The following is a 26,029-nucleotide window of genomic DNA, read 5'->3' on the forward strand; positions in this document are numbered from 1 at the left end:
TTTGTGTGTTTCTAGCAAAACACTGGATTTTTTTACATAAAACCCCCTTATACATTTGACATAATGAATATATTGATAAAAGGTATTTTGTTAGGGGGAGCAATATAGTGAAGGTGTTAAAGGTTATAGGATGGAGTATTTTTATTATTATAGCAATCATCATAGCGATTTTAGCGATTATGGAATATTACTATTCAAAAGAAGATCCAAACTATGTGCTAGATTACATAAAAGAGCATAAGAATGAGCAAACATGTTCATTAATGATTAGAAGAAATGGTGAAATTTTAGCTACTGTGAATGAAAATAAAAAACTACCGTTAGCAAGTATGGCAAAAATAGTAGTAGCAGTGGAATTTGCAAAACAAGTTTCAGAAGAAAAGATAAATCCACAGGAGCAAATTCCATTACAAGATTTAGAAAAATACTACGTACCAGACACAGATGCTGGAGCGCATCCTGCATGGTTAGAGGATGCAAAAATAAGAAATGCAATAAAAAATGAAAAGCTTTCTTTAGAAGAAGTAGCCCGAGGTATGATTCACTTTAGTTCTAATGCAAATACAACCTATTTATTAGAAAAATTAGGACTCGAAAGAATAAATAATAGCTTAAAAGAATTAGAGCTAAATAGCCATGATGTATTCTATCCATATACATCCCCCTTATATATGAGAGGGTATGTAGAAAAAGAACTGAATGTACCTAAAGATCAATCATTAGAAGTGTTACGTAAAATGTCTATGGATGAATATAGAAAGCATGCTTTGAAAATACATGAATGGATGAAAGATGAAGCGGAATGGAAAAAACACAATATACCATTAAAAGTTGACATGGAATTTCAACGTATTTGGTCTGATAGGTTAGTAAGGGCAACTGCAAAAGACTACATGAGTCTAATAGGGAAAATCAATAATAGAAATGCTTTTCCAAAGCCAATGCAAGATGAGATTGAGAAGATTTTTAATGGGACTGTTGGAGATAGTATATATGAACATGCTGGTAAAAAAGGAGGTTCAACTCCATTTGTATTGACAAATAGTTTTTATGGTACAGATAAAGAAGGAAACAAGGTTGAAATAGTCTTTATGTCTAATGATTTAGATTCTATGGAATTACAAAAACTTAAGAATAACTTAGATTATTTTATTCGATCTGTAGTAATGAGTGAGGAATTTAGAAAAAAGTTATAACAATATAATTTTATTATGTAAACAAAAGGTGCTTTTTTCATGAAGTGCCTTTTGTTTGTTATACAGCAAAAAATATTGAAAGGAATTGGTCTATATCTAATAGAATCAATGGGATAGAAGAGGAAATAAAAGGAGGGTTTTCATGACTCATATATATTTTGTCCGTCACGCCCATTCTATATATACACCGGAAGAAAGAGAACGTCCATTATCCGAAAAAGGACGGAATGATGCGCAAAGTGTGGCAGAGTTATTAAAAGAAGAGAAAATTGATGTTGTAATTTCTAGTCCATACAAAAGAGCGATTCAAACGGTTCAAGGGGTTGCAAACCAATTCCAATTGCCAATACAAATTGAAGAAGAATTGCGTGAGAGACTACTAAGTAAAGAACCGGTAGAAGATTTTGAGGAAGCAATTATGAAGGTGTGGGAGAATCCCATCTTCTCGTTTAAAGGCGGGGAATCAAATGATATTGCACAAAAGCGTGGTGTTACATGTATTCAAAATATATTAAAACAATATAAAGGGAAAAATATTGTAGTTGGTACCCATGGAAATATTATGGTATTAATAATGAATTATTTTGATTCTACATATGATTATCATTTTTGGAAAACACTCGACATGCCAGATGTATATAAATTGACTTTTAATGAAGAGAGTTTACTTTCTACTGCAAGAGTAGAAAGTAAACTGAAATATAGAAACAGGTCATCATGTGAATAATTTGTAAAATTTTATCGAGAAAGCAGGAAAGAACGGGTTTGTTAGAGAAGTATGCTTTTGTAACATAAAAAAATGCATGATAAAGGAGGCTGTTTACATGTTTGAGAAAGAGAAGGGGTTAGTAGATCATCCACCAGAAGGGCTCATTGAAGTTCATAACGTATATGAAATTGTGCCACCTGATGGAACAATTATTGGTATGGCAACACCAGAAGAGATGGAAGTTGCTGCCGAACTCGAATTACAGCACTATGCCTATTCTCGTTTACTAGAAGCAAATATTCAGCTAGACGGTTCCTCCTACAAGGATATACTTCAGGAGTTCCAGGAGTATGAAAGAAAGTCAATAGGGTTTTGGCGGGCATTACATAAACGCTTAGCTGTACCTTGGGCATGGGTACTTCGTATTGATGTTGCGAATGGACCTATATATGTGAATAATGGAAACTCGTATTATGATGGTGATGAAGACGAGGAAGGTTATGAATAGATGAAAAGACAAGAAAGCAGTGAAGGCTGCTTTCTTTTTTGCATGTTTATTTAATTCTAGAATGCTCATTGTTTTCAGGGTCATGTACGTCACTTACTTCGAAGGAATGGATTGCCTGAATTATGATATCAGGGCGATCACTTTCGATTCCATGACTAGCATTTTGAGCGAGAATATATCGGCTGTTTTGGGAGAGCATACGTTGTTCTTGAATAAGTTCTTGCCATGTTTTTTCAAGCTTTTTAGCTTCTTCATTAGGCATTCCTTCTTGAATCATTTGCCCGATAGAATGATTGGGATCTCTTCCAATGACGATTAATGGTATTTTTAATGTGACTCTAAGTTGTTTTATTCTATGTGCACAAGATTTCCACTCTGAAAGTTCAGAAGTAGTAGCCTTATATAAGAAAGGTGATGTAAGGAATTTCACGTATTGTTTTTGTTTATATGGTGACAAGTGACTGTATTGATTTAATGTAGAGTCTAGTTCTGCACGAAGTGCGTCGGCATTCATATTGGAATAATCCCTATATTTTTGTAGCCATATATCATCCGAATCGGTTTGATCAGAGGTAGGTAAATCCAGTTCATCTAATCGATGTAAGTTTACAGAAGTAGAATCAACAAGAATCAAAGCTTTTAACTGATTGGGGTGTACCATAGCAAAATGTTGCGCACATAACCCTCCATAAGAATGACCAACTAAAATTATGGGTTGTCGAATAGCTAACATATGTAATAGTTCCTGTAATTCTTTTGTTGCTTGTAGTGTTGTACGTGGTTCGTTACCAAGTTCACTTTTCCCATAACCAGGGCGGTGAAATAGAACTACGGTATAATTTGAAGAAAGCTTCTCTGCAATTTGGAACCAATCATAAAAGGAACATCCCATCCCTGTTTGAATTACAACGGTCTGAGAGCCATTTCCCATTGTGCAAACTTCTATTTTCTTTCCACGTACTTTTACAAAACGATTCATGGTAATAGCCTCCACTAAGATTGAAATGTTTTTTGAAAAGCAAATACGATACACCAAATGCCTACACCGAATAGTACAGAGGAACTGAGTGAAAAAGAATTTTTTAATCCAATATAAACAACAAATAATAGAAGTGCTGATGCAGGAAATCCGTATAATACTCCTAAAGTAAATTGACTTAAATCTTGTTTGCTCCCACCTTCAAATGAAAGCCAAAACAAGCTAAGCAAACTGATGAGTGGAAGGGCAGCGATAAAACCACCAATTGTACTATAATGTTTGGCAAACTCAGTTACACCACCGATGATGAGGGCGGAAACGATTACTTTAACGAGGAAATGCATATTTTGACTCCTTTGCTAGTAATGAAAAAGCCTTTTCAATTAATTGCTGTTCTTCTTTTGAAAATTGAGATTCTAATACTTTTAATTTTTCTTCATCTAATAATGTATGTTTCGTTAACGCTTCCTTACCTTCTGTAGTCAATGTTAGATTAACGACTCGTTCATCTTGTTTATTTCGCTCCTTTATAACGAATCTTTTTTGAATAAGGCGTTTCACATGCTCTGATGCTGTATTATGAGATAAGCCTAATTCAGATGCAACTTTACCAATTGTAGTCTCCGTTTCTCGGGAAATGATTTGAAGAATCCGAATGGCTTGGTGAGAAAGATTATCTTCATATTCATACCGTAAATGATAATAAATGGTTTCCCAATTTTGATTGATGTTCTTCATAATGATAATATTCCTCCATTTTTTATTTATATCTTATAATACGATATATTCGTTTTGCAAGAAGTAAATTCCTTTATTTGCATAAAAATTATTGAAAAAGTTTATTTTTCTTGAAATATACGGTACTCTTAATGTAAAGGCATACAAATAGCAAGAGAGAGGATGATAGAAGTGAATACATTTAAATGGATTAGTCATGAAAAGATGTATTTAGACCAAATACATGTTGAAAAATGTGGTCCTCTTTCAGTTGGTGTATATGGCGGGAATCAAGAGAGTGATGCGTATGAAAGAGGAGATGCAGTACTAGCTTGGTGGGATCCGCAATTAGAATTTGAATTTGTTATGATCTTTGATGCTCATCATAAAACGAAAAATATACATTATATAATAGAAGCAATTTCTGAAAGAAAAGAGAAATTACAAGAATTATTCTCATATCCAGTTCATCTTGCGTTTCATCATACACATATGTATTTATTAGCGTTATTTACAGATGAGTTATTTATTGAGAAATGTGAACAAGAGAATGAAGAACTCGCGTGCTTAATTTGTTTACGAAAAGGTGAATTTTTATATTGGTTATCAGTAGGAGAGTGCTTTGCTTATTTATTTCATTCGGAACAATTACAGAATGGAAAAGGGAGATTAAATAAACGTAAATTTTATGAATATATTGGAAGGAAAAATGTTTTTGCTGCTAATTCGCCCTGCTTCACTTCTGGGGTTCGTGGATTAGAGAAGGGAATGAATCATATTGTTTTGGCGACAGACGGTGTGTTAGAGTGTGATAAGCAAACGTTTGATGATGATCAATCTTTACTTGAAGTACTGCATAAAGGAGATTCTCTTCAGATTGAACCTGCATTAGCGAATGTGCTTGAATGGAAGGGAAGAGATTGTGCGACTATCATTGGGTGGTCAATTGATACAGAAAATAGAGAATATGCGAATTAATATTTTTCATAAAGTGAGCTTAGGATAAATCCATTCTAAGCTCATTTTCTTTTTCTTGAATAAACGTAAAATTTAAATAATCCAATGCAAATAAACCTTCAGTATATTTCTAGTGTATCGAAGGTTTATTGTATATGTGGAAACACATTTACTCTATGAAAATGAAAAAATGATTATAAATATGAGAGAAAAAATTTTCCTGTACGTTATATAGGGTGTAAAAGCTTTTACAAAAAAATAAGGGGAATTGCGAAATGAAATCAAATGAGAAAAATTTTATAAAAAGGCTGCAGCGACAAAAAGAAGATGCGTTAGAGTTTATTGTCGATACTTATTTGTCATTAATAAAAGCAATCGTACATAAGGTTCTTATTCCGCTTAAAAATGATGGACTTATAGACGAATGTATCAATGATATTTTTCTTTCAGTTTGGAATAATGCAAACAGGTTTCATGGAGAGCCGGAAGATTTTAAGAAATGGATTGCAGTGGTTGCTAAGTTTAAAGCAATTGATTACTATAGAAAATCCATTAAGGAAGTTGAGGTTACCTCAGATGATTTTGATGTAAATACAGGAAAATCGATAGAAGATGAACTGATTATAATGGAAGCTAGGGATGAACTGATAAAGTTAATTAATCAATTAGAGCCTATAGATCAAAAGATTTTTATCATGAAATTTCTTCTAGGGTTAAAGACGGAGGAAATAGGAGAAAAGCTCGGTTTAACGCGAGCGGCGATAGATAATCGGATTTATCGAGGGAAAAAGAAATTACAAAAAAATGCTACGAATCTTAGTTTAGGAGGTAGTGTAATATGAAAGACATTTACGAGCTGTTAAATGACATTGATATAGATGAAAAAGAATTAGAGGAAATGAAGGCTTATGAATTTGAAAAGGAAAAAGTGAAACGTAACTTAAAACAGGCTATATATATAAAGAAAAAAACGAAGAACTGGAAAAAGGTTGTCGCTGTTGCATCTATTTTAGTAGGGTTGTCAGTTGCAACACTTGGAATTGGATTTCCTACTTATGCAGGAGGGCTTCCGATTGTAGGTAATATTTTTCGATTTTTAGATAATGGTAGAACGGGACTTTATGAAAATTATAAAGAATTTTCTACTGAGTTAAATATGGTGAGGGAAAGTAATGGGATTAAAATAACAATCAATGATGTGATTTCTGATGGACGAACTGTATCAATAACATATTCAATGGAAAGTGAGCAAGATTTAGGAGATGACCCAATTATATTAGGTGGGTTAGATATAATGGGGTCTGATGGAGGAACAGGAAGTTCTCAAATTTCTAAAGTTGCAGATAAAAAGTATGTAGGTATGGCGACAAAGACACATCATAGCAGTAATAAAAAAGACAAAATAAACCTTAGATGGAATATAGACAAAATAGAAATACCGGATAAAAAGAAAGAAATAAAAGGGAATTGGAATTTTGCTCTTACTGTAAAGGCAATGGATAGTAAAGAAAAAATAATTAGTGGAAGTTCCGAAAAAGAAGGCGTAAAAGTAAATATGGAAAAGGTGGCAGTGTCACCGATAACGTTTATTCTTTATTACAATCAAGAAGTTTCTAAAAATACAAGGAAGGAATGGGATGCTGTAGATGTTGAGTTGGAAGTTAAAGATGATTTAGGTAATCATTATTCTGGAGAAGGAAATGGTGGATCAGGTAAGGATTCCTATAATATTCATTGGAGTGATACATTTCAAAAGCTCAATGAAAATGCAACGAAACTAATTATTACTCCCCGGATTAATTTGCGAGTTCATACTCCTGAAAACCATGGCGGGGTAGAAATGAGTGGTGGAAAAGAGAAGAAGATTGAAGTACCTAAAAAAGAAGCAAAAAGTAAAGATATTGTTTTAGATGATATTGTGATTGATTTGAAGAAGTAATAGGTGTAAGGACTGTCTTGTTTACACAAGGCAGTCCTTTTTCATGAAACCACTATAAACAATAAATAGTTATATTTTTTGCGGGGAAACAAGGAACTGGTGTTAACAATCACGAAGAAATTAAGTAAAGGAGTGACTCGTGGTGTATGAATTGAAATGGATAAATCATGATAAATTAGTAATATTTGTTGCATAATAGAATGCTGGAATTATTATTGAAGGGGTATTTATAGGGGACATTCACATAATCATGGTCATTCACAAAATAAAAAAGCGTTAATGGTTGTATTCATATTAACGACAAGTTTTATGATTGCTGAGGTTATTAGTGGATTTGTAACGAATAGTTTAGCACTTTTATCAGATGCTGGGCATATGCTAAGTGATGCAGTCTCTCTTGCTTTAAGTTTACTTGCCTTTAAAATTGGAGAAAAAAAGGCGACTTTAGACAAAATATATGGGTATAAGCGAATTGAAATATTAGCCACATTGTGCAATGGTGGCGTTCTTATTGCTATCTCGATATACATTTTTATCGAAGCAATTCGCCGTTTTCATGAACCAGTAGAGATTGCAAGCAATGGCATGTTAATGATTGCTGTTTTCGGTTTGTTCATTAATATTACGTCAGCATGGATTTTAATGCGAGGCGGAGATGTGAAAGGAAATTTAAATGTACGAAGTGCTTTTTTGCATGTCTTAGGTGATTTATTAGGATCAGTGGGAGCAATTATTGCAGCGCTACTTATTAAATTTTTTGGCTAGACAGTTGCCGATCCAATTGCCAGTATCCTCGTTTCCATCTTAGTCATTATAAGTGGCTGGCGTGTAACACATGAAACCGTTCATATATTGATGTGGAAGAAGTGAAAGATACATTATTAAACATTGCAATTGTAAAAGAAGTGCACGATTTACACATATGGTCGGTTACATCAGATTTTCAAGTTTTAACGTGTCATCTTGTTATAGAAAAAGGTGAGGAAGCACAAAGTGTATTAGCAGAAGCAATACGTTTATTGAAGGACAGTTTTCATGTAGAACATGTTACGATTCAAATAGAAATAGAGAGGGACTCTATCCATAAAGAACCACTTTGCAAAGTATGAAAGAAAAAAGATGATAAAAAGTGTCATAAACCATCTTAGGAAACATACATATATATAATGTGGCCACAAACAGTTTGTAAGGTAAATATTTCATGATATTACTTTACTTCTAAAATATCATCTTTTATAATCAAAGTGGTAATTGATAGAGATTATCATTTTCAATGATTGTGGAAAGGAGTTTTTAAAAGATGAGTAGTCAACTCCGTTTTGCTGTTGAAAATCGTAAGAGGCAGTTAATTGATCAGTTAATTGGGGCGGGTGTGTTTAAAATTCTCGATCGACAATTATACGAGCTTTCTTTAGAGGAACTAGAAAAAGAGTATAGGGACATTGAGAAATATGCCGAGATTCGCGCATAGTTATATAGAATTGTAAAGGAAGAGCCGTTTGTGTTGAGAGAACACGTAAACGGCTCTTTTCATTATTTCATAGAGATTATTTTTTGGATTTCTTTCATTGGTCGTAACCAGTTTTGAGACATGATTTGTTCTATTTGTGCTGCATCCTGGTTTTTTAATGCCTCAATTATTAAATTGTGCTCTTCAATCGATTTACGTGCAGGAATGAAGTTTTGGAAAAAAAGGTATTCAAGACGTAACACATGAAGTTGTATGTTTGCTAAGAAAGGCTCGATATATGTATTTTTAGCGATTGATACGATTGTATTATGAAATTGTATATCTAAGTTTAATGCTTGTTTTGAATTTTTTTCATCTATAGCATTTTGAAATGCCTCGTTTATTTCAGAAAGTCTTATCAGGTCGGTGTCGTTTATTTGATGAATTGCTTGTTTTCCAATAATGGTATGAAGGCCAGCGATCGTTTCATAAATGACAGATACATCTTCTAATTTTATAGGGGTGATTTTTGTTTTTTGTCCTGGAACCATCTCGACCAGTCCTGAAAGTTCTAACACTTGCAGTGCTTCTCTAACCGGTGTTCTGCTCACACCTAAAGCTTCAGCTAGCTCTCCATCATTAATCTTTTCATCAGGTTGTAAAACACCTTCAATAATCCAATCTTGTAGTTGGTTTAAAACGAGGGATTTAGCAGATACTCTTTCTTGCTTTCGATAGTTTTGAGGAATAGGCATGATCGAACAGTTCCTTTCATTTTATGTTTTGTTTTTTCGTAACGGCAAGTCGTAGTTTCGGTTTTCCTTCATCTGGCTTTTGGCTTAGTACAAGTACCATTACAATAATACAAAGAGCGCCTAAAAATTGGAACGATTGAAACGGAACATGCAAAATGAGAATAGAAGAAATGATAGCTGCAAGTGGTTCTGTACAACCAAATAATGTAGTTTCTTTCGGTGTAAGATATCGTATGCTGTCTAAATATAAATAAAATGCGATGAGTGTGCCGAAAATAACAACGAATGTAATGAGAAAAAGATTGTTAGGCTGAAAATATTTCATGCCAGATAATAAGATAAACTCGTTCGTGGAGAGAAAATGTAAGACGGTTACACCAACTCCTCCAATAATCATCCCCCATCCAACAATGACAGATGAAGACCATTTCTCTAATAATTCCTTTGAATAAAGGCTATAGAATGCTAGTGATAAACCGGATAAAATGCCCCAAACGATAGCTGGTGTTGAAACAGCTAAATTATCAATGGATCCATTCGTTAGCAAGAAAAAGGTCCCGATTAAAGATAGTACGATAGAAATAAAATCGATTTTAGTAGGACGAATATTCCATTTAAAGATAAGGTAAACAGTTATAAATATTGGTGCTAAATATTGTAACAATGTTGCGACTGCAGCATTTCCTTCCTGAATAGAAGCAAAATAGGTATATTGTACAGCAAGCATACCTAACAATCCAAACAGAATTATTTTGTTTGCCTCAGCTTTTTGCTTCCAAATGCCAAGTACTTCTGATTTTTTACTGCCAAATGAGGAGAATAAGAGCAAAATAATTCCGGATATAAGTAATCGAATTGTAACTAACCATTCTGTAGAAACATTTTCTTGTTGAAACAGTTGTTGTGCAGCGGTCCCGGATAATCCCCATAAACTAGCACCTGTAATGACCATAATAATGCCTTTCAATCTTCCTGAATCCATAGCTGGGTCCTCCTTTCAGAAAGAAAATCTAATTGAAATATTGAATACAATATGTAATATATCACGAGTAATATTAAAAATAAACAGAATTTTTTAATATTAAAGATAGACATGTAATAGTTATAATTATGGTAAAATATTGTAAAGGAGGGATTTGATGATCGGTGGATTTATAATCAGTTTTCTTATGGGCATGTTAATCATTATTATGGGATACCAAATTCATATAAAAAAGCGATTATTTCTCATTGCAGGATACCAAGAAGAGACTTTCGTGGGGGATAAAGAGAAACTTGCAAAAATATCTGGGATTTTTTCTTACGTAATAGGAATTACTACCGCTCTGTTACCATTTGGACTAGAATCAATTGGTGATGCTGCAGGGGTTGGGTATGGGATTTTTGTTGTTATAAGTACAATTGTACTTGTTATATGGGCTAATGTAATAAATAAGCCTCATAAATCTGAATGATAAACGAAAGCAAGATGGTAACCTTTTGAGGAAGCCATCTTGTTTTTGAAATCACTTTATAGTTAGTAATCTTATGAATTTTGTATTATGAGACAACGGTAAAAGGGGGAATTGGATCAACAAAATCATCCCACTCCTGATTCATTTCTTCCCCGGTTAATAAGCATGTATCCAAAGAGCGTTCAATTTCATATTGATTCATTTCAACTCCAATAAAGACTAGTTCTGTTATTCGATCCCCATATTGATCATCCCAATTTTTTAAGACTTCTGGTTCTTCCCTAAGTATTTGCTGTTGCTCAGCTGCAGGTAATGTTGCAACCCATTCACCAGCTCCTTGAATGGTAATGGAAGAGCCAGCTTGAGAGAGAAGCCCCATCATGTGATTACGAGATGCAAGCCAGAAAAAACCTTTCGCTCTTACAATATCTAATGGCCATTTTTGTAACCAATTCATAAGTCGAACAGGATGAAATGGACGTTTGCGGCGATAAACAAAAGAACTAATGCCGTATTCTTCTGTTTCTGGCGTATGGTGATCATTATTTAACTCTTGAATCCAACCAGCTCCTTGACTTGCTTCATCATAGTTAAATAAATTTGTATTTAAAATCTCATCTAGTGGAACCACGCTAAATGAAGATTCAATGATTTTTGCTCCAGGATTTAATTTTTGTAAGAGGCGATAGAGTTCCATACTATCTTCTTTTTCTAGTAAATCCACTTTGTTCAAAAGAATAACATTTGCAAATTCAATCTGATCAATTAGTAGATCGATAACTTCTCGAGTATCTGTTTCATCAATTGCTTGCTTTCGATCTAGTAAACTTTCACCAGCTGCAAAATCATCCCAAAATCGGTTTGCATCGACTACGGTAACCATTGTATCGAGACGACATTTGTTCGTTAAATCAATTTCAAGTGTCTCATCTATATACGTAAATGTTTGTGCAACAGGAATTGGTTCACTAATGCCGGAAGATTCAATAACAATGTAGTCAATATCTCCTGTCTCTACAAGGCGATTTACTTCAATAATTAAGTCTTCTCGAAGTGTACAACATATACAGCCGTTTTGAATTTCTACTAATTTTTCTTCTGTACGAGAAAAACCTCCTTGTTTCACAAGAGCAGCGTCAATATTTACTTCGCTCATATCATTTACAATGACAGCTACTTTTAAGCCCGCTCTATTTGTCAAAATATGATTCAATAATGTTGTTTTTCCAGAACCTAAAAAACCACTTAAAACGGTAATGGGTATTTTTTTCATTGTATATTCCTCCTGTTAAATCGAAAACATTACGTTTTATGATAAATAATTTTAAAGAGAAATGCAACAATAAATCATAATGATTACGATTTACGAATAGAAGTGAAGTATGAAAAATGTTTGGGATTTGTCATAGAAGAAGAGGACAAGCATACGTTTAAATATGAATAAAACGGAGGCGAGGAAGTTGGTTTTTAATAGAATATCAAAGGAGTTAATTGGTACGATCCTCATTGTTATCTTTCTTTTTTTGTTATTTTTTGTAGATTTTACAAGCCTATCAAACTTGCACAAGAGTATTCCAAAAGAATGGTTAAACGTAAATGCAATTTTTTTAAGTATTTTCTTTGAAGCAGTCCCGTTTATTTTATTAGGGGTTATTGTTTCTTCCATTATTCAAGTATTTGTGACGGAAGATATGATTCAAAAGGTACTACCAAAGTCACCTATCGCTATGATGCTACCAGCGGCATTTGTAGGCGTTATATTTCCAATGTGTGAATGTGTCATCATTCCTATTGTAAGAAGGCTCATTCAAAAGGGGTTACCACTTCATGTTGGTATTGTTATTTTGGTGAGTGCTCCCATTATGAATCCAATTGTTTTTTTATCAACTTTTTATGCGTTTCAAACAAATCCGTCGATTATATATGCTCGCTTTGGTATAACTTTTCTAGTTGCACTTCTTATTGGATTAGTTGTGTACTACTGTTACCATGGGAAAAATGTATTAAAGGATGTAATAGTTCCAATACATGAAAAACAAAAAAAGAGTTGGAAAGATGTTGTAAATCATACAGTTGATGAGTTTTTTGATACAGGGAAATATTTATTAATTGGTGCGTGCTTGGCAAGTTTATTTCAAACGTTTTTAGATCGAAATGCTCTTGATGCAGTAGCACATAGTGAAGTAATTTCACCATTTGTGATGATGGGATTTGGGTATGTATTATCCCTTTGTTCAGCAGCTGATGCTTTTATCGCAGCATCTTTTGGTCATATATTTTCTACTAAAGCTCTTCTTTCATTTCTTGTATTTGGTCCAATGCTTGATTTTAAAAATACATTTATGTTATTTGCTTATTTCCAAAAGAAATTTGTATTCGCGTTTATTGGGATTGTAATCGTGGCTGTGTATATTGTTGTTCAGCTGATAATGTGATTAAGGAGGGGGAAAAATGCGTAATCAAGAACAAAGAAGATGCCATAGTTATATTCGCGGTATCATTTTAATTGGTTTTGCAATGCTGTTATTTAAACTTCTTGTAACAGGGAATATTGACCATTTCATTGCACCGAAAATGATAAAGTTCACATATGCGGCCTTTGCAGTTTCACTTCTTCTTGGATGTGTACAAGTATGGAAAAATGGTGAAGAGAAACAAAATGCTTGTGGTTGTTGTGAACCTCAAACAGTGCCGAAATCAAAAATGGGTGTTTTTCTGTTATACGCCTTGTTTCTTGTTCCTATTGTTAGTGCATTTTTATTCTCGAATGTAACGATTGATGGTAGTCTCGCATCAAAGCGAGGAATGAATCAGAATGCACAGGCAAAGAGTGTAGAGAAGAAAGTGCCACAAACGAAACAGGTTAGTTCTGATTGGAGAGAGTTATTAGTTGATAAAGAAGAGGAGCCGATTCAAAATCTTCCTGCATCAGGGCAGTCATCAGAAGAATTAGCAAGAAATGTGCTGAAACAAAAAACAATACAAGTTGATGATAAAAATTACATTCAAACGATGGATGTAATTGGTCAGGATGTTCTTGGATTTAAGGGGAAACAAATTACATTTACTGGTTTTATATATAATGATAAAGAAGTGAAAGGAGATAAAACAGTGGTTGCTCGGTACGGCATTACATGTTGTATTGCAGATGTTTCTGTGCGGGGAATGATTGTTTCTGGAGACGAAATAAACACTCTGTCAGAAGAGACGTGGGTGAAAGTCACAGGGACATTAGATGAAACGACATATAAAGGGACGTTGTTTCCACTTGTAAAAGTAAGTAAAGTAGAAAAGGTGGAAAAGCCGAAGGATCCATATGTGTATGATGCTTTGCCGCAATGATAATTTGAAAGAGCTATTAGCATTGCTAAGGAATAAGGGGTGAAGGCATACCCACTGTATCTTCTTTCTAAAGCGACATATGGATAAGTTTGTGAAAGTTAGTAATCGAAAAAAAGAATTACAAAACATATATAAAGAGTATTAAGCCTGTATGATTTTAAAAGAAAAGATCTGGTACATTAAATAAAAAAGCTTTCTTTACTCATTAGGGTAAAGAAAGCTTTTTTATGGATTGGTCTTCAGGATATTATTTTTCCGAAACCTCAATTACTTTAACTCATAATTAGTGGGGATGAAGAGAATTGTCACTTTATAAATTACAGCAAACTCTACACCTTTATTTTATTAAACAATTATACGTAATTGGATAGCGTATTTTGGATAGATTAAAAATATGAATGTATAAGTGAATATGTTTTGTAATTGTATTGGGAAGGAAAACTTTCGGAGGGATGTATTTTTATGATAAGAAATTGTGTAGCATTACTCATTATTGATGTACAAACAGGTTCTTTTCAAGAGAAGCAACCTTTATATAAAGGAAAGGAATTGTTAGAAAATATTCAGTTGTTAATTTCAAAAGCTCGATCTGCTCAAGCACCTGTTTTTTATATGAAGTATAATGGGAAAGTTGGTTCACCACTTGAACCAAAGACTTTAGGTTGGGGGATTCATAAATCTATAGCTCCATTAGCAGAGGATATTGTTCTTAAGAAAAATCACCCAGATTCATTTCATAGAACGAATCTGCAACAGGAGCTAGACGAAAGAAATATAACACAAATTGTAGTGACAGGAATTCAATCTGAGATTTGTGTGGATGCAACATGTAGACGTGCTTATAGTTTTGGATATGATCTTACTCTTGTAGAAGATGGACATAGTACATACGACTCCACAATCTTATCTGCATCCCAAATTATCGATCATCATAACCAAGTAATTGGACAATGGTTCGCTCATGTTAAATCTGCTGAGCAAATTAGATTTTAGTGGGTATTTTGATTGCGGATGAATTTTTAAGAATGGCAAATAATATAGCGCGGATATTTCTGTTTATTCATATATGTTATTTTTCGATGTACATAATTCTAAAATAACAATGTTAGAAAATGGAATAATTGTTGTACATATGATTTCTATTTTAAAATCTATTTTTTAGACTTTCTTTTTAATAAGGCTTTTTGGTAAGTATTGAACTACCCCCACCTTCACTTCGTTTAGAGGAGGGGGTCTTCTCGGTTAAAATGATAAATAAAAATACAATATTTTTTATAATTTTCATTGCGAAATGTCCGCTCTACTTTTACAATAGAAAAGGTGTATATTTATTATACTAAAAAAACAAATCGGAATAATATGAAAATTATAGTTTGTCTTTGTGCATTATATACAAAAGTACATATTAGGCGACATACATCATGTTATCGACTTGTAAGGAGAGAAGCAAATGAAAAGTGTAAGATTACCATCAATTCCAGAAATCATTATTCTTTTATTACTATTTCTTGCTGTTGTCTTTTCCTTTCAAACGATCTTTAATTTGCCGATTCAACTAGCGCTATTTATTTCATGGTTTTTAGTAATTGCGCTTGGACTAAGGTTAGGGTTTCGTTATCAAGAATTGCAAGATGCAATTACAAAAGGAATTTCCAACGGATTAGAAGCTGTTCTCATCTTAGTTGCTGTAGGAGCATTAATTGGGACATGGATTGCTGGCGGTGTTGTACCGACATTGATCTACTACGGATTAGAATTTATTCATCCGAGTGTATTTTTATTAGCAACCTTAATTATTTGCTCAATTACTTCCATTGCAACAGGTACATCATGGGGAACAGTTGGTACAGCTGGTATTGCCATGATGGCAATCGGTGAAGGTCTTGGTTTACCGCTTCCACTAGTTGCTGGAGCAGTACTTTCAGGGGCATACTTTGGAGACAAGTTATCTCCGCTTTCTGATAGTACGGTACTTGCTGCTTCAATGGCAAAAGTAGATGTTATTGCACATGTTCGAGCTATGCTTGTATTAGATGTACCAGCATATATTATTACCGGTATTATGTTTACAGTTGCCGGATGGATGTATGGTGGAGATAATGTTGATTTAAACAAAGTGGAATTTTTAAAAGAAGCTTTATTAAAGCAATTTGATATTAAAATATGGATGCTTGTACCAGCAGTTATTGTCATCGCACTATTAGCAATGAAAAAACCATCAATGCCAACAATTGCAATGGGAGCGCTTCTCGGTGCAGTTTGGGCAACTCTGTTCCAAGGTATGCACTTTGGAGAGGCAATTGGAACAGCATATAACGGTTTTTCTATTGAATCAGGTGTGGACTTCATTGATAAGTTGCTAAATCGCGGTGGAATCAATGGTATGCTTGGTTCAGTAGCAGTTATTATTTTTGGATTAGGTTTCGGAGGGTTACTTGAAAAACTCGGTGTTTTAAAAGTAATCGTATCAAAATTTGAGAAGAAACTAAACTCTGCAGGAAATGTAACACTGTCCACATTAATCGTCGCTTTCCTGGCAAACGTATTCGGCTGCGCAATGTACGTATCACTTATTTTAACTCCAAAAATTATGCAAGACAGCTATGATAAATTAAAGCTCGATCGTCGTATATTGGCTCGTAACTCAGAAGTGGGCGGAACGCTAACTTCAGGTATGGTTCCATGGTCTGATAATGGGATTTACATGGCTGGTATATTAGGGGTCGCAACATTATCATACATTCCATTCATGTGGATGAGCTTTGTATCATTAGCATTGGCAGTTATATACGGATATACAGGGAAATTCATTTGGTATGTTGATGATGCTGAAAGAGGGAAGCAAGTGTCATAATATAAAATCATCCCTTCCATTGGTGTATTAGAGTTTTTTAATTTTTATAGAAGATGACAATTCTTCATCGTATAGTACGAAGTTAACCCGTAAGTTCGATTAGAACTTACGGGTTGTTCAGTTTCTAATGAGATTAGTATATTTCCCTTATCAAAAAGCAAAATATATAGTATCAAAAACAGGAGGAGAAATATGACTGAATCATTACTGCTGGAGTATGGGGGAGTTATATTAATTCTTATTGCATTAGAAGGAGTTTTATCTGCAGATAATGCTCTTGTACTTGCTATTATGGTTAAACATTTACCTGAAGATGATAGAAAAAAGGCTTTATTTTATGGATTATTCGGAGCATTCATATTTCGATTTGGGTCATTATTTTTAATTTCATTTCTCGTGAATGTATGGCAGATGCAAGCGATTGGTGCAATTTATTTATTGTTTCTCTCTGCTAGAAGTTTGGTTAAAGTATATCGAAAAAAGAAGTGGCAAAGAGAAAAGTACGGAGAGCACGAAAAAAAGATTGAAGAAAATACTCCAAAAAAGAAAAGTGGTTTTTGGCTAACAGTTCTGAAAGTAGAGGTTACAGATACTGCATTTGCGATTGATTCGATTTTAGCAGCAGTGGCCCTTACACTGACAATTACACCCTTGAATAAAGGAATGATAGGTGGCCTTGATGCAGGGAGATTTTTCGTTATTTTAACTGGTGGAATGATTGGTTTAATTATTATGCGATTTGCAGCTACTTATTTCGTGAAGATATTGCGTGAAAGACCAGGTCTTGAAACGGCAGCTTTTATGATTGTTGGGTGGGTCGGTGTGAAACTTATTATTTCAACGCTAGCACACCCTATGGTTGGAATAATTAATAAGGATTTTCCCCAATCGGTTACGTGGAAAGCTATTTTTTATATCGTATTAATTGCGATTGGCGTTTCTGGTTGGTTTTTATCTCCCGATTCATCTGAAACATAATTTTTTAAATATAGAATTATGAATAAACAGGAGTGAGAATCCTTATCATTTGAAGGGAAGTCTGTTACAATAAAAGCGTAGCTATTATATTTTCAAGGGGATGAAAACATGGAGTACAGAATTGAAAGAGATACATTAGGAGAAATGAAAGTTCCAGCTGATAAATTATGGGCAGCGCAAACACAACGCAGTAAAGAAAACTTTCCGATTGGAACGGAGCATATGCCGATTGAAATTGTACAAGCATTTGCAATTTTAAAGAAAAGTGCTGCGATTAGTAACCAGAAACTAGGAAAGTTATCAGAAGAAAAAGCGCAGGCGATTGTAGAAGCAGCGGATGAAATCCTAGCAGGAAAATGGAATGAACATTTCCCGCTTGTTGTATGGCAAACAGGTAGCGGTACACAATCAAATATGAATGTGAATGAGGTAATCGCAAACCGGGGGAATCAAATTTTAAAGGGAAAAGGGCTTGATGTGCATATTCATCCAAATGATGATGTAAACATGTCTCAAAGTTCAAATGATACATTCCCGACAGCACTTCACGTTGCATGTGTGATTGCGGTGGAAAACCAAGTGTTACCGGCAATTACAAAATTAAAAGTAACATTAGAGAAAAAAGCAAATGAGTTTCAAAATATTATTAAAATTGGTCGTACGCATCTGCAAGATGCAACGCCTTTAACGCTAGGACAGGAAATTAGCGGTTGGCATCGTATGCTTGAAAAAACAGAGCGTATGATTGCGGATAGCAATACATATATGAAGGAACTTGCGATTGGTGGTACTGCAGTTGGAACAGGAATTAATGCTCATCCTAAATTTGGTGAGATGGTCGCAGAGGAAATTAGTCAGTTTACAGGAAAACAATTCGTGTCTGCACCGAATAAGTTTCATGCATTAACGAGTCATGATGAAGTTGTGTTTGCACATGGTGCATTAAAAGCATTAGCAGCTGATTTAATGAAGATTGCTAATGATGTACGTTGGCTTGCGAGCGGTCCACGTAGTGGTCTCGGTGAAATTATTATTCCTGCGAATGAGCCAGGAAGCTCTATTATGCCAGGTAAAGTAAATCCAACGCAAAGTGAAGCATTAACAATGGTTGCAGCGCAAGTTATGGGAAATGACGCAACAATTGGATTTGCGGCGAGCCAAGGTAACTTTGAGTTAAACGTATTTAAGCCAGTAATTGCATATAACTTCTTACAATCTGCTCGTTTATTAGCTGATGCAACAGTTTCGTTCAATGATAAATGTGCGGTTGGTATCGAAGCAAATAAAGAAGTGATTAACCAAAATGTAAATCGTTCTTTAATGCTTGTTACAGCATTAAATCCACATATTGGCTATGAAAATGCAGCGAAAATTGCTAAACATGCTCATAAAGAGGGATTAACGTTAAAAGAAGCAGCATTACAATCAGGATTATTAACGGAAGAACAGTTTGATGAAATTGTAGATCCAAAGAAAATGATTGCGCCGAAAGAATAATTTTAATTCATAATGGAGAGAGAGCCAGGTTCTAATTTTAGAATCTTGGCTCTTTTTTCATGGTAAAATATTTGAAATGAAAGGCAGGTGAGGAGAATGAAATACGCCATTTCTACACTAGCGGTGCTGATCACATTTATCGTATTACAATTGTTACCAAGAACTATATTCACATACTTTTACATGCAGGATTCACGGGATTGGACGAGCGTTGCAACAATAACTCCAGCAGTATCTGCTAATCACTTCTTTGATGTTGACTACATACAATTATTCTTCGTTTTTTTATCTTTCATCGTAGGATTTGTTACACTTAAATTTATTGAGAGAAGGAAAAGAGTTTAGATTAAAAGTAAATCCGGTAATTGGAGCTACAAGATAATGCTTATGGGCTATGAAAAAAGATCTATGTTAGTGAAAACATGGATCTTTAATGATTTTCATGAACGAGTAAATTTGAAAATCTTATTAGCAGCCCTAGAATAACCACCCGCGTTACGAAATGATTGACTAATTTTTTTCGTATTGTTCTTATAAATAGGATTCCTTAACACTTCACTAACAGCTTCTTTGATATCCTCCGCCGATAGTTGTTGAATATTTAACATAGCTCCTGCACCAAGTTCTTTCACTCGTTCAGCAATCGTATGTTGATCATTTATGATAGGAAGCATAACTAAGGGTACTTCAAAATAAAGTGATTCACTGGTGCTATTCATTCCACAATGGCTAATAAAGACATCAGTTTGGCGAAGTACATCTAATTGAGGAACATAGTTACGAACAATAAAATTATCGGGTATATTCTTTAGCTGCTCTGCTTTTAATTGTTTGCCTATACTAAGCACCACTTTAACCTTTAAATCTTTTAAAGCGGTAAAGCACTTTTGATAGAAGTCTGGCTGGTTGTTCATTATCGTTCCCATAGAAATGTAAATCACATGTGTGTCTTTTAATAGATTCATTGGAAAATCGTTTGCAGTTTCATTTTTAGTAATGGAAGGTCCGACAAAAATATAGTTATTCTTAAAAGCGCTGCTATTCCTTTGGAAATAGGAAGAAGTGAAGACGATATTTAAATCTCCTGAACCAGGACAAAGTAAGAAGTTGTAAGATAATGGAAGTTCGTATTTGTTTTCTAAATATTGTTTGCGTTTGGCGATTTCTTCTAATTGTAAAAATGCTTTTAGCATGGTCAAATGCTCTTGTTTTTGTTCCATATCATCTATTCCTGTCAGGGACATATTTATTTTTTGATCTTGTGAATATGCAAAAGTGGTCCAAGTTGCAATAGATAATAATTTGTTTTGGTGGGCAATCCATTTTCCAGGTAAAGACTGTGCATCGTATATAATATAATCATACGTTTCGTTGGAAATTTCTTCTAGGATGGGGTCGGTGATCATTTCCATTGCATTTAGAAATTGCAATAAATATTCTTGAGGCTGGGAAGCCATAAGACCCATACTTTCTGCAAGCTTTCTGTGTGCCTTTTGATCAACGGGACGGAACTGGGCACCGGCTTTTTTGATTTTTTCTTCAAAATGATTGGATGAATAATAGGTGATATGTTCTCCTCGTTTTACTAAATCATTTACTAATCCAAGTGTTGGATTTACATGTCCTTCTCCACCCATGTTGATGTAAAGCGCTTTTTTCATCTTTACCCCTCCAGTAAATATAGTTTGATACATACCTTAGCAAAGAGAATACAGGTTTTATCAGTAATGATTCCTATAGCAGTGCGACGTACAAAATATGATGATTGTCATAATAAAATCTCTATTTTTTGTGGATGTATATTATATTTTCAGATGAATAACGTCGGATTAAAAATTAAACATATTTATCTTTTGTCCGGATTATAACAAACTATTTTTGATTTTGTCTATAAAAATAAAAAATATTTTGTGTGGGGGTATAGATTGCACTTATATGGAGCGGATTGAATAGAGCGGAAGCAGTAATGTTATCTTGAGAAACAGATAGATAAGAAATAAGAGGGAGTTTCATTTATCCTGCTATTTGCGGGCAGTAAAACCTTCATCTCAAAATTCGGCGAAAGCAAAGAGGTTAGGCTGGGGATTAACTGTCCGTAAAAGTCGGATTGGTGAGGGATAATACTCAGTGGGAGATGAAGAAAAACTCAACTGCTTTTCACTTTGAATGGTTGTGAATATTCGAATAGATTTTGAGGGGATTGGAACCAACTAACGAATAAAAAAGAAATCATAAAAGTAAGTAAGATCTTGATAGATGTTGTGGTGAAACAGTAATCTGTTGCTTTTGATCATGATATAGAAATGAACATGAAGCGTAAATAAGGCGATATAATGGGCGTAAAAAAACAAAAATCTTTTCACGGATTTTTGTTTTTTTATTAACTATAAAATTCCTTTTAGTTCACATTGTATACAAACGTTTTTAAATTTGTTTATAAAATAAGCAAACGTAATGTTGAAATGTTTGTGAAGTTTATGATAATATGATAAAGTAGATAAACGATATCGTAATTTGTTTAGGTTAATGATAAACTTTTTGGAGGATTGTTTAGTATGAGTGATATTTCAGAGAAGTTTTGGGATGCTTCCGTTGAAGAACTGAAAAAAGGATATGTATTTGAAGAGGATACAGAAGAATACATTTGCTTAGCTTGCGGAGAAACTTTTATAAAAGGTGTTATTTATCAAGATCATAATGTTTTATATGAAGCAGAGAAATTTGCACAGCTGCATATTGAAAAGGAACATACATCTATGTTCGCATATTTATTAAGTCTGGATAAGAAGTTTACAGGTTTAACAGATTTACAAAAGAAAATGGTGCAGTTTTTTTATATGGGTTTAAATGATAAAGAAATTGTGAAAGAGATGGATGGAGGCAGTACATCGACAATTCGTAATCATCGATTTACATTACGGGAGAAGATGAAACAGGCTAAGGTGTTTTTAACGCTGATGGAATTGTCGGAAGAAAAATCAAAAGTGCAGTCTAAATTTTTACCGATTCACCGCACAGCTACAATGGTGGATGACAGATATAACATTACGGAAGAAGAGAATGATGAAGTGTTGAAATTGCATTTTACCGAAGGATTAAATGGGCCGCTTGTTAAATTTCCGAAGAAACAAAAGCGTAAACTTATCATATTGAGACATTTAGTGAAAAAGTTTGATAGTAGTGAGAAGTATACAGAAAAAGAAGTGAATCAAATTTTAGAAAGTGTGTATCCGGATTTTGTAACCTTGAGAAGGTATTTAATTGAATATGGTTTTCTAGATCGAACAGCTGATGGAAGTAAATATTGGGTTAAATTATAAGAAAAAGACAAAAGAAAGGAGAAATGAATTTTGGAATCACCTACAGATAACACCCAAGAAGGTGTAGAATCACAAAATCATGAGAAGGAAAAGAAACCGATATGGAAATCAATGTCCATGTTCTTAGTTCCTTTACTTTTAAGTAATGTATTACAATCAGTTGGACAATTGTTTGGGATGGTAGTGGTAGGACGATGGCTCGGTGTGAATGATTTAGCTGCCATTTCTGCATTCTTTCCATTGTTCTTTCTACTTGTTTCATTTGTAATTGGAATTGGCTCTGGTAGTTCAATTTTGATTGGGCAAGCGTTTGGTGCTCGTAATGAAGAGCGTTTAAAAGCAATCGTTGGTACAACATTGACCTTTACATTTGTTATTGGAGTCATTTTAGCGATAGTTGGAAGTATATTCGCAATGGACATTATGCGCCTTATGGGTACACCAGAAAACATTATTGATATGAGTGTTCACTATGCACGTATCTTATTTATTTCAATGCCGGTCTTATTCTTATATTTTGCATATACAACATTTATGCGAGGTACAGGAGATTCCAAAACGCCATTTTACTTTTTAATTGTTAGTACAGTATTGAACATGATATTGTTGCCTGTTCTTATTTTTGGTTGGTTAGGATTGCCGGAACTTGATGTTTATGGAGCAGCTTATGCTTCTGTTATATCAACGATTATAACGTTTGTTGTAATGCTTATTTATTTAAAGAAGAAAAATCATCCATTGCAATTGGATGCAACAGTACGAAAATATCTTCGGATGGATTGGGAATTATTAAAGTTATTACTACGTCTTGGTATTCCAGCAAGTATTAATATGATATTAGTTTCGTTATCTGAGATTGCAGTCATTGCATTTGTAAATCGCTTCGGTTCTGATGCGACCGCAGCCTATGGAGTCGTGAACCAAGTGGCAAGTTATGTACAAATGCCAGCAGTGAGTCTTGGAATTACAGTATCCATTTTTGCTGCACAATCCATTGGTGCGAATCAATTTGATCGATTACAGAAAGTTGTTCGGGCAGGTATTGTGATGAATTATATCATCGGCGGGGTATTAATTGCTCTTATTTATTTGTTCTCAAGAGAAATTTTATCATTGTTCTTAACAAGTCCAAATACAATCGAAATTGCTCATAGTTTAGTGATGATTACATTATGGAGTTATTTAATTTTCGGTCATGCGCAAATTATTGGTGCGACAATGCGGGCAAGTGGAACCGTACTATGGCCGACTATTATCGGTGTTGTATCAATTTGGCTTGTAGAAGTTCCTGTTGCCTATTACCTTTCGTATCATACAAGTCTTGGTATAAAGGGTATATGGATTGGATATCCAGCAGCATTTATTGTGAGTTTACTTTTACAATATGGGTATTATAAACTTTCATGGCAGAAGAAACGGATTACGCGACTTGTTAGTTAGATTGAAAGTAAATAAAAATGTTCCTAAGCTTGAAAGCTTAGGGACATTTTTATTTTGTATGAGTACAACTCATAAATAACTTTTCAAAGTTACATCAAAATGGTGTCTTATGAGTTTTCCATCATTCATATAGAATTCCCAAGCTTTCTCTGGATCTCCGATAATCTCAAAGGAATTTTCTGTTATATATAAAGCACAATTATCCTCTAAAGCAATTCCATCTATATCACATGCATGATTTTGTAAGAATAAATGGAAAGCAGTTGCTCTATCTGGCTGATTGTAATGGGGACAGAAGTGTTTGTTTACCATATTCCAGCCATCGCTTTCTATATAGCCATCTCCTTTATAATTAGAACGGAAGCCGGTTGTAAACCAGCACATAGCACCAGAGCTATATCCTGCAATGAATGTTCCATTGTGTAGGGCTGCTATTAACTTTTCATCTATTTTGTTTTCTTTCCACTTTTCAAGCATATTGATATAATTTCCTCCGCCTAGATAGATGAAATCAGCAAAATGAATCATTTCACTTATTGTATCTTCGCTATAGCTTTCTTTTATGCAACATAGAATGTGAACATCACACCCTAACTGCTTTTCAAATGTTTCTCTAAATTCTTTTATATAACCTTCATCATCATTGCTTGCTGTTGGGATAAACAATACTCTTGGAGATTGTTTCCCAGTTAGTTCTATAAGTCGTTGATTTATATGGAAATGATCTGTCTGTTCGAGATAACCTCCGCCAATTACAGCTAACTTCATAATGAAGCACCACCTAATAGATTTTTATTATTGATAAAATTTCGCTACAGGAGAGTGGCTTTCCTTCTGCAACAAAAGATGAAAAGTAAAAAGTATGAATGAATAAAGGAAAGGTGTGTGATATACCGAAGTTAAATAAAAAGTGAACTCGATAATAGGAGGAAAAATAGTGAAAAAATTAATTGTAATTATACTAGCTGGAGCACTTATTTGGGCTGGAGTTAACTTTTATAATTCCAAGCAAGAAGAAAAAGAACGGAAAGCAAAACAAGCAGCACTGCAAGAGAAAGAAGTATTACCTCAAGTAGGATTTAAGGCGCCGAAAATCACACTAAAAGGATTAGACGGAAAGCTTTATTCATTAAATGATGCAAAAGGAAAACCGTATGTTATCAACTTCTGGGCGTCATGGTGTGGACCATGTGAAATGGAAGCGCCGGACTTAGTTCGTCTTTACGATAAATATAAAGGTGAAATCGAAATTTTTGCGGTGAATGCAACGATTGGAGATGCAGTACAAGAAGCAAAGGCGTTTGCAGATCGTTTTGGATTTAAGTTCCCAGTTTTATTAGATATGGATGGGGTGGCGGGACTTGATTATAAAATTGTTTCACTGCCAACAACGTTTTTTGTTGATAAAGATGGGATTATTATAGATCAAGCGCGTGGAGTATTACCTCCGGATCAGTTGGAAAAGAAATTCAAACAATTAATTGAGAAGTAAGAGGGGGATAAAGGTTACAAAGCTTCTCATAGGGATAGGAAATGGAAGTGGGTGATTTCCAATGATACTATTTTTCACTATTTCATGTGCTACTATATTTATAGAGATTAGCATTATTCATATGTATTGGGAGTTTATTGTGAGAAGATTCCTTCTTTTTTGTTTTCTCTCTCTTTACAACTATCATTTAGAGGAGTATATTAACAATCAGAATAGCTCAATGTAGATTTTACAGCCAAATAATAAACCGCTTAATCCACTTCAGGAGCGGGGGAACCAAATTTGTGCATTGTCACTAGGGGTGAATCCTTTTATAGGTAGGGCTACTCTCAAGGCCCGAATCCGACAGCTAACCTCGTCAGCGTTTTGAGAGGGGGGCTTGTGTGTGTAAAAAACACTAGGTGCAACCTGGTGTTTTCTTTTTATTCTCTTAATGGTAAAA

At 34.2% G+C, this 26,029-nt stretch carries 26 protein-coding genes, 1 pseudogene and 1 riboswitch; of the genes and pseudogenes, 19 read left to right on the forward strand and 8 right to left on the reverse strand.

What is annotated here, in order from left to right:
- Positions 1–107 precede the first annotated feature (107 nt).
- From ORL93_RS12860 to ORL93_RS12870, 3 genes are all read left to right on the forward strand, one after another.
- Entirely contained in the window at positions 108–1,196 is a 1,089-nt protein-coding gene (locus ORL93_RS12860) for a serine hydrolase (RefSeq protein WP_097794204.1), read from the forward strand.
- Between the two features lie 142 nt (positions 1,197–1,338).
- Positions 1,339–1,923, forward strand: coding sequence for a histidine phosphatase family protein (locus ORL93_RS12865; protein WP_033794541.1), 585 nt, complete (start codon positions 1,339–1,341; stop codon positions 1,921–1,923).
- A 97-nt stretch (positions 1,924–2,020) separates the two neighbouring features.
- The gene (locus ORL93_RS12870; protein ID WP_018782488.1) at positions 2,021–2,413 is read left to right on the forward strand and encodes a hypothetical protein; all 393 of its coding nucleotides are present in this window, start codon (positions 2,021–2,023) and stop codon (positions 2,411–2,413) included.
- Positions 2,414–2,459: 46 nt separating this feature from the next.
- On the opposite strand, the gene ORL93_RS12875 is transcribed toward ORL93_RS12870, so the two are convergent.
- The 3 genes from ORL93_RS12875 to ORL93_RS12885 are packed head-to-tail and all read right to left on the reverse strand — an operon-like array spanning position 2,460 to position 4,130.
- A complete protein-coding gene (locus ORL93_RS12875; protein ID WP_097794202.1) occupies positions 2,460–3,392 on the reverse strand; it encodes an alpha/beta hydrolase in 933 nt (310 codons plus the stop codon).
- A gap of 14 nt (positions 3,393–3,406) precedes the next feature.
- A complete protein-coding gene (locus ORL93_RS12880) occupies positions 3,407–3,736 on the reverse strand; it encodes a DUF3147 family protein (RefSeq protein WP_097794201.1) in 330 nt (109 codons plus the stop codon).
- Complete coding sequence (locus tag ORL93_RS12885) at positions 3,720–4,130, reverse strand: MarR family winged helix-turn-helix transcriptional regulator (protein WP_006094388.1); 411 nt, start codon at positions 4,128–4,130, stop codon at positions 3,720–3,722. Before ORL93_RS12885 ends, ORL93_RS12880 begins: the two co-directional genes overlap by 17 nt.
- Before the next feature lie 162 nt (positions 4,131–4,292).
- Here ORL93_RS12885 and ORL93_RS12890 point away from each other — a divergent pair, with 162 nt between their 5' ends.
- The 5 genes and pseudogenes from ORL93_RS12890 (at position 4,293) to fbpA (ending at position 8,476) form a co-directional block, all read left to right on the forward strand.
- A complete protein-coding gene (locus tag ORL93_RS12890) occupies positions 4,293–5,087 on the forward strand; it encodes a PP2C family serine/threonine-protein phosphatase (RefSeq protein WP_003196590.1) in 795 nt (264 codons plus the stop codon).
- Between the two features lie 254 nt (positions 5,088–5,341).
- Complete coding sequence (locus tag ORL93_RS12895; protein ID WP_265959108.1) at positions 5,342–5,908, forward strand: sigma-70 family RNA polymerase sigma factor; 567 nt, start codon at positions 5,342–5,344, stop codon at positions 5,906–5,908.
- Entirely contained in the window at positions 5,905–7,005 is a 1,101-nt protein-coding gene (locus ORL93_RS12900) for a DUF4179 domain-containing protein (protein WP_265959109.1), read from the forward strand. The genes ORL93_RS12895 and ORL93_RS12900 overlap by 4 nt, the downstream gene beginning before the upstream one ends.
- Positions 7,006–7,284: 279 nt before the next feature.
- Positions 7,285–8,114: pseudogene (locus ORL93_RS12905) on the forward strand (cation diffusion facilitator family transporter).
- Positions 8,115–8,305: 191 nt separating this feature from the next.
- The gene (gene fbpA, locus ORL93_RS12910) at positions 8,306–8,476 is read left to right on the forward strand and encodes a Fur-regulated basic protein FbpA (RefSeq protein ID WP_003196601.1); all 171 of its coding nucleotides are present in this window, start codon (positions 8,306–8,308) and stop codon (positions 8,474–8,476) included.
- A 62-nt stretch (positions 8,477–8,538) separates the two neighbouring features.
- Here fbpA and ORL93_RS12915 read toward each other — a convergent pair whose 3' ends face one another.
- Positions 8,539–9,210 (reverse strand): GntR family transcriptional regulator, encoded by a 672-nt coding sequence (locus ORL93_RS12915; RefSeq protein WP_006094393.1) that lies wholly within the window; start codon positions 9,208–9,210, stop codon positions 8,539–8,541.
- A gap of 16 nt (positions 9,211–9,226) precedes the next feature.
- The gene (locus ORL93_RS12920) at positions 9,227–10,192 is read right to left on the reverse strand and encodes a DMT family transporter (protein WP_003196604.1); all 966 of its coding nucleotides are present in this window, start codon (positions 10,190–10,192) and stop codon (positions 9,227–9,229) included.
- A 157-nt stretch (positions 10,193–10,349) separates the two neighbouring features.
- On the opposite strand from ORL93_RS12920, the gene ORL93_RS12925 reads away from it, so the two are divergent.
- A complete protein-coding gene (locus ORL93_RS12925) occupies positions 10,350–10,664 on the forward strand; it encodes a DUF3784 domain-containing protein (protein ID WP_265959110.1) in 315 nt (104 codons plus the stop codon).
- Between the two features lie 85 nt (positions 10,665–10,749).
- On the opposite strand, the gene ORL93_RS12930 is transcribed toward ORL93_RS12925, so the two are convergent.
- Positions 10,750–11,937, reverse strand: a complete 1,188-nt coding sequence (locus ORL93_RS12930; protein WP_097794198.1) for a GTP-binding protein — start codon at positions 11,935–11,937, stop codon at positions 10,750–10,752.
- Positions 11,938–12,124: 187 nt separating this feature from the next.
- Between ORL93_RS12930 and ORL93_RS12935 the strand changes: the two genes are divergently transcribed.
- The 7 genes from ORL93_RS12935 to ORL93_RS12965 all read left to right on the forward strand — a co-directional run bounded on the left by ORL93_RS12935 (position 12,125) and on the right by ORL93_RS12965 (position 19,680).
- Positions 12,125–13,099 (forward strand): permease, encoded by a 975-nt coding sequence (locus tag ORL93_RS12935; protein WP_306482356.1) that lies wholly within the window; start codon positions 12,125–12,127, stop codon positions 13,097–13,099.
- 16 nt (positions 13,100–13,115) lie between these two features.
- Positions 13,116–14,006, forward strand: a complete 891-nt coding sequence (locus ORL93_RS12940) for a TIGR03943 family putative permease subunit (RefSeq protein WP_265959111.1) — start codon at positions 13,116–13,118, stop codon at positions 14,004–14,006.
- 462 nt (positions 14,007–14,468) lie between these two features.
- Entirely contained in the window at positions 14,469–14,999 is a 531-nt protein-coding gene (locus ORL93_RS12945; protein WP_097794195.1) for a cysteine hydrolase family protein, read from the forward strand.
- Between the two features lie 457 nt (positions 15,000–15,456).
- Positions 15,457–16,860, forward strand: coding sequence for a Na+/H+ antiporter NhaC (gene nhaC, locus ORL93_RS12950; RefSeq protein ID WP_097794194.1), 1,404 nt, complete (start codon positions 15,457–15,459; stop codon positions 16,858–16,860).
- Between the two features lie 192 nt (positions 16,861–17,052).
- Positions 17,053–17,838, forward strand: coding sequence for a TerC family protein (locus tag ORL93_RS12955; RefSeq protein ID WP_003206694.1), 786 nt, complete (start codon positions 17,053–17,055; stop codon positions 17,836–17,838).
- 108 nt (positions 17,839–17,946) lie between these two features.
- Positions 17,947–19,335, forward strand: coding sequence for a class II fumarate hydratase (gene fumC / locus ORL93_RS12960; RefSeq protein WP_018782480.1), 1,389 nt, complete (start codon positions 17,947–17,949; stop codon positions 19,333–19,335).
- Between the two features lie 96 nt (positions 19,336–19,431).
- Complete coding sequence (locus ORL93_RS12965) at positions 19,432–19,680, forward strand: hypothetical protein (protein WP_018764369.1); 249 nt, start codon at positions 19,432–19,434, stop codon at positions 19,678–19,680.
- A gap of 95 nt (positions 19,681–19,775) precedes the next feature.
- Here the strand turns inward: ORL93_RS12965 and ORL93_RS12970 are convergent, their stop codons facing one another.
- Entirely contained in the window at positions 19,776–20,996 is a 1,221-nt protein-coding gene (locus tag ORL93_RS12970; RefSeq protein WP_265959112.1) for a macrolide family glycosyltransferase, read from the reverse strand.
- An 894-nt stretch (positions 20,997–21,890) separates the two neighbouring features.
- On the opposite strand from ORL93_RS12970, the gene ORL93_RS12975 reads away from it, so the two are divergent.
- A complete protein-coding gene (locus ORL93_RS12975) occupies positions 21,891–22,655 on the forward strand; it encodes a DUF2087 domain-containing protein (RefSeq protein ID WP_006094400.1) in 765 nt (254 codons plus the stop codon).
- A 30-nt stretch (positions 22,656–22,685) separates the two neighbouring features.
- Positions 22,686–24,095: an MATE family efflux transporter gene (locus tag ORL93_RS12980; protein ID WP_265959113.1), complete on the forward strand. Its 1,410-nt coding sequence runs from the start codon at positions 22,686–22,688 to the stop codon at positions 24,093–24,095.
- Between the two features lie 69 nt (positions 24,096–24,164).
- Here ORL93_RS12980 and ORL93_RS12985 read toward each other — a convergent pair whose 3' ends face one another.
- Positions 24,165–24,863: a Type 1 glutamine amidotransferase-like domain-containing protein gene (locus ORL93_RS12985; RefSeq protein ID WP_003196629.1), complete on the reverse strand. Its 699-nt coding sequence runs from the start codon at positions 24,861–24,863 to the stop codon at positions 24,165–24,167.
- 169 nt (positions 24,864–25,032) lie between these two features.
- Here ORL93_RS12985 and ORL93_RS12990 point away from each other — a divergent pair, with 169 nt between their 5' ends.
- Complete coding sequence (locus ORL93_RS12990; RefSeq protein WP_097794188.1) at positions 25,033–25,587, forward strand: TlpA family protein disulfide reductase; 555 nt, start codon at positions 25,033–25,035, stop codon at positions 25,585–25,587.
- 238 nt (positions 25,588–25,825) lie between these two features.
- Positions 25,826–25,967: riboswitch (cyclic di-AMP (ydaO/yuaA leader) on the forward strand.
- Positions 25,968–26,029: the final 62 nt, after the last annotated feature.

The sequence above is a fragment of the Bacillus sp. DHT2 genome (assembly GCF_026241455.1).
Lineage (GTDB): Bacteria > Bacillota > Bacilli > Bacillales > Bacillaceae_G > Bacillus_A > Bacillus_A pseudomycoides.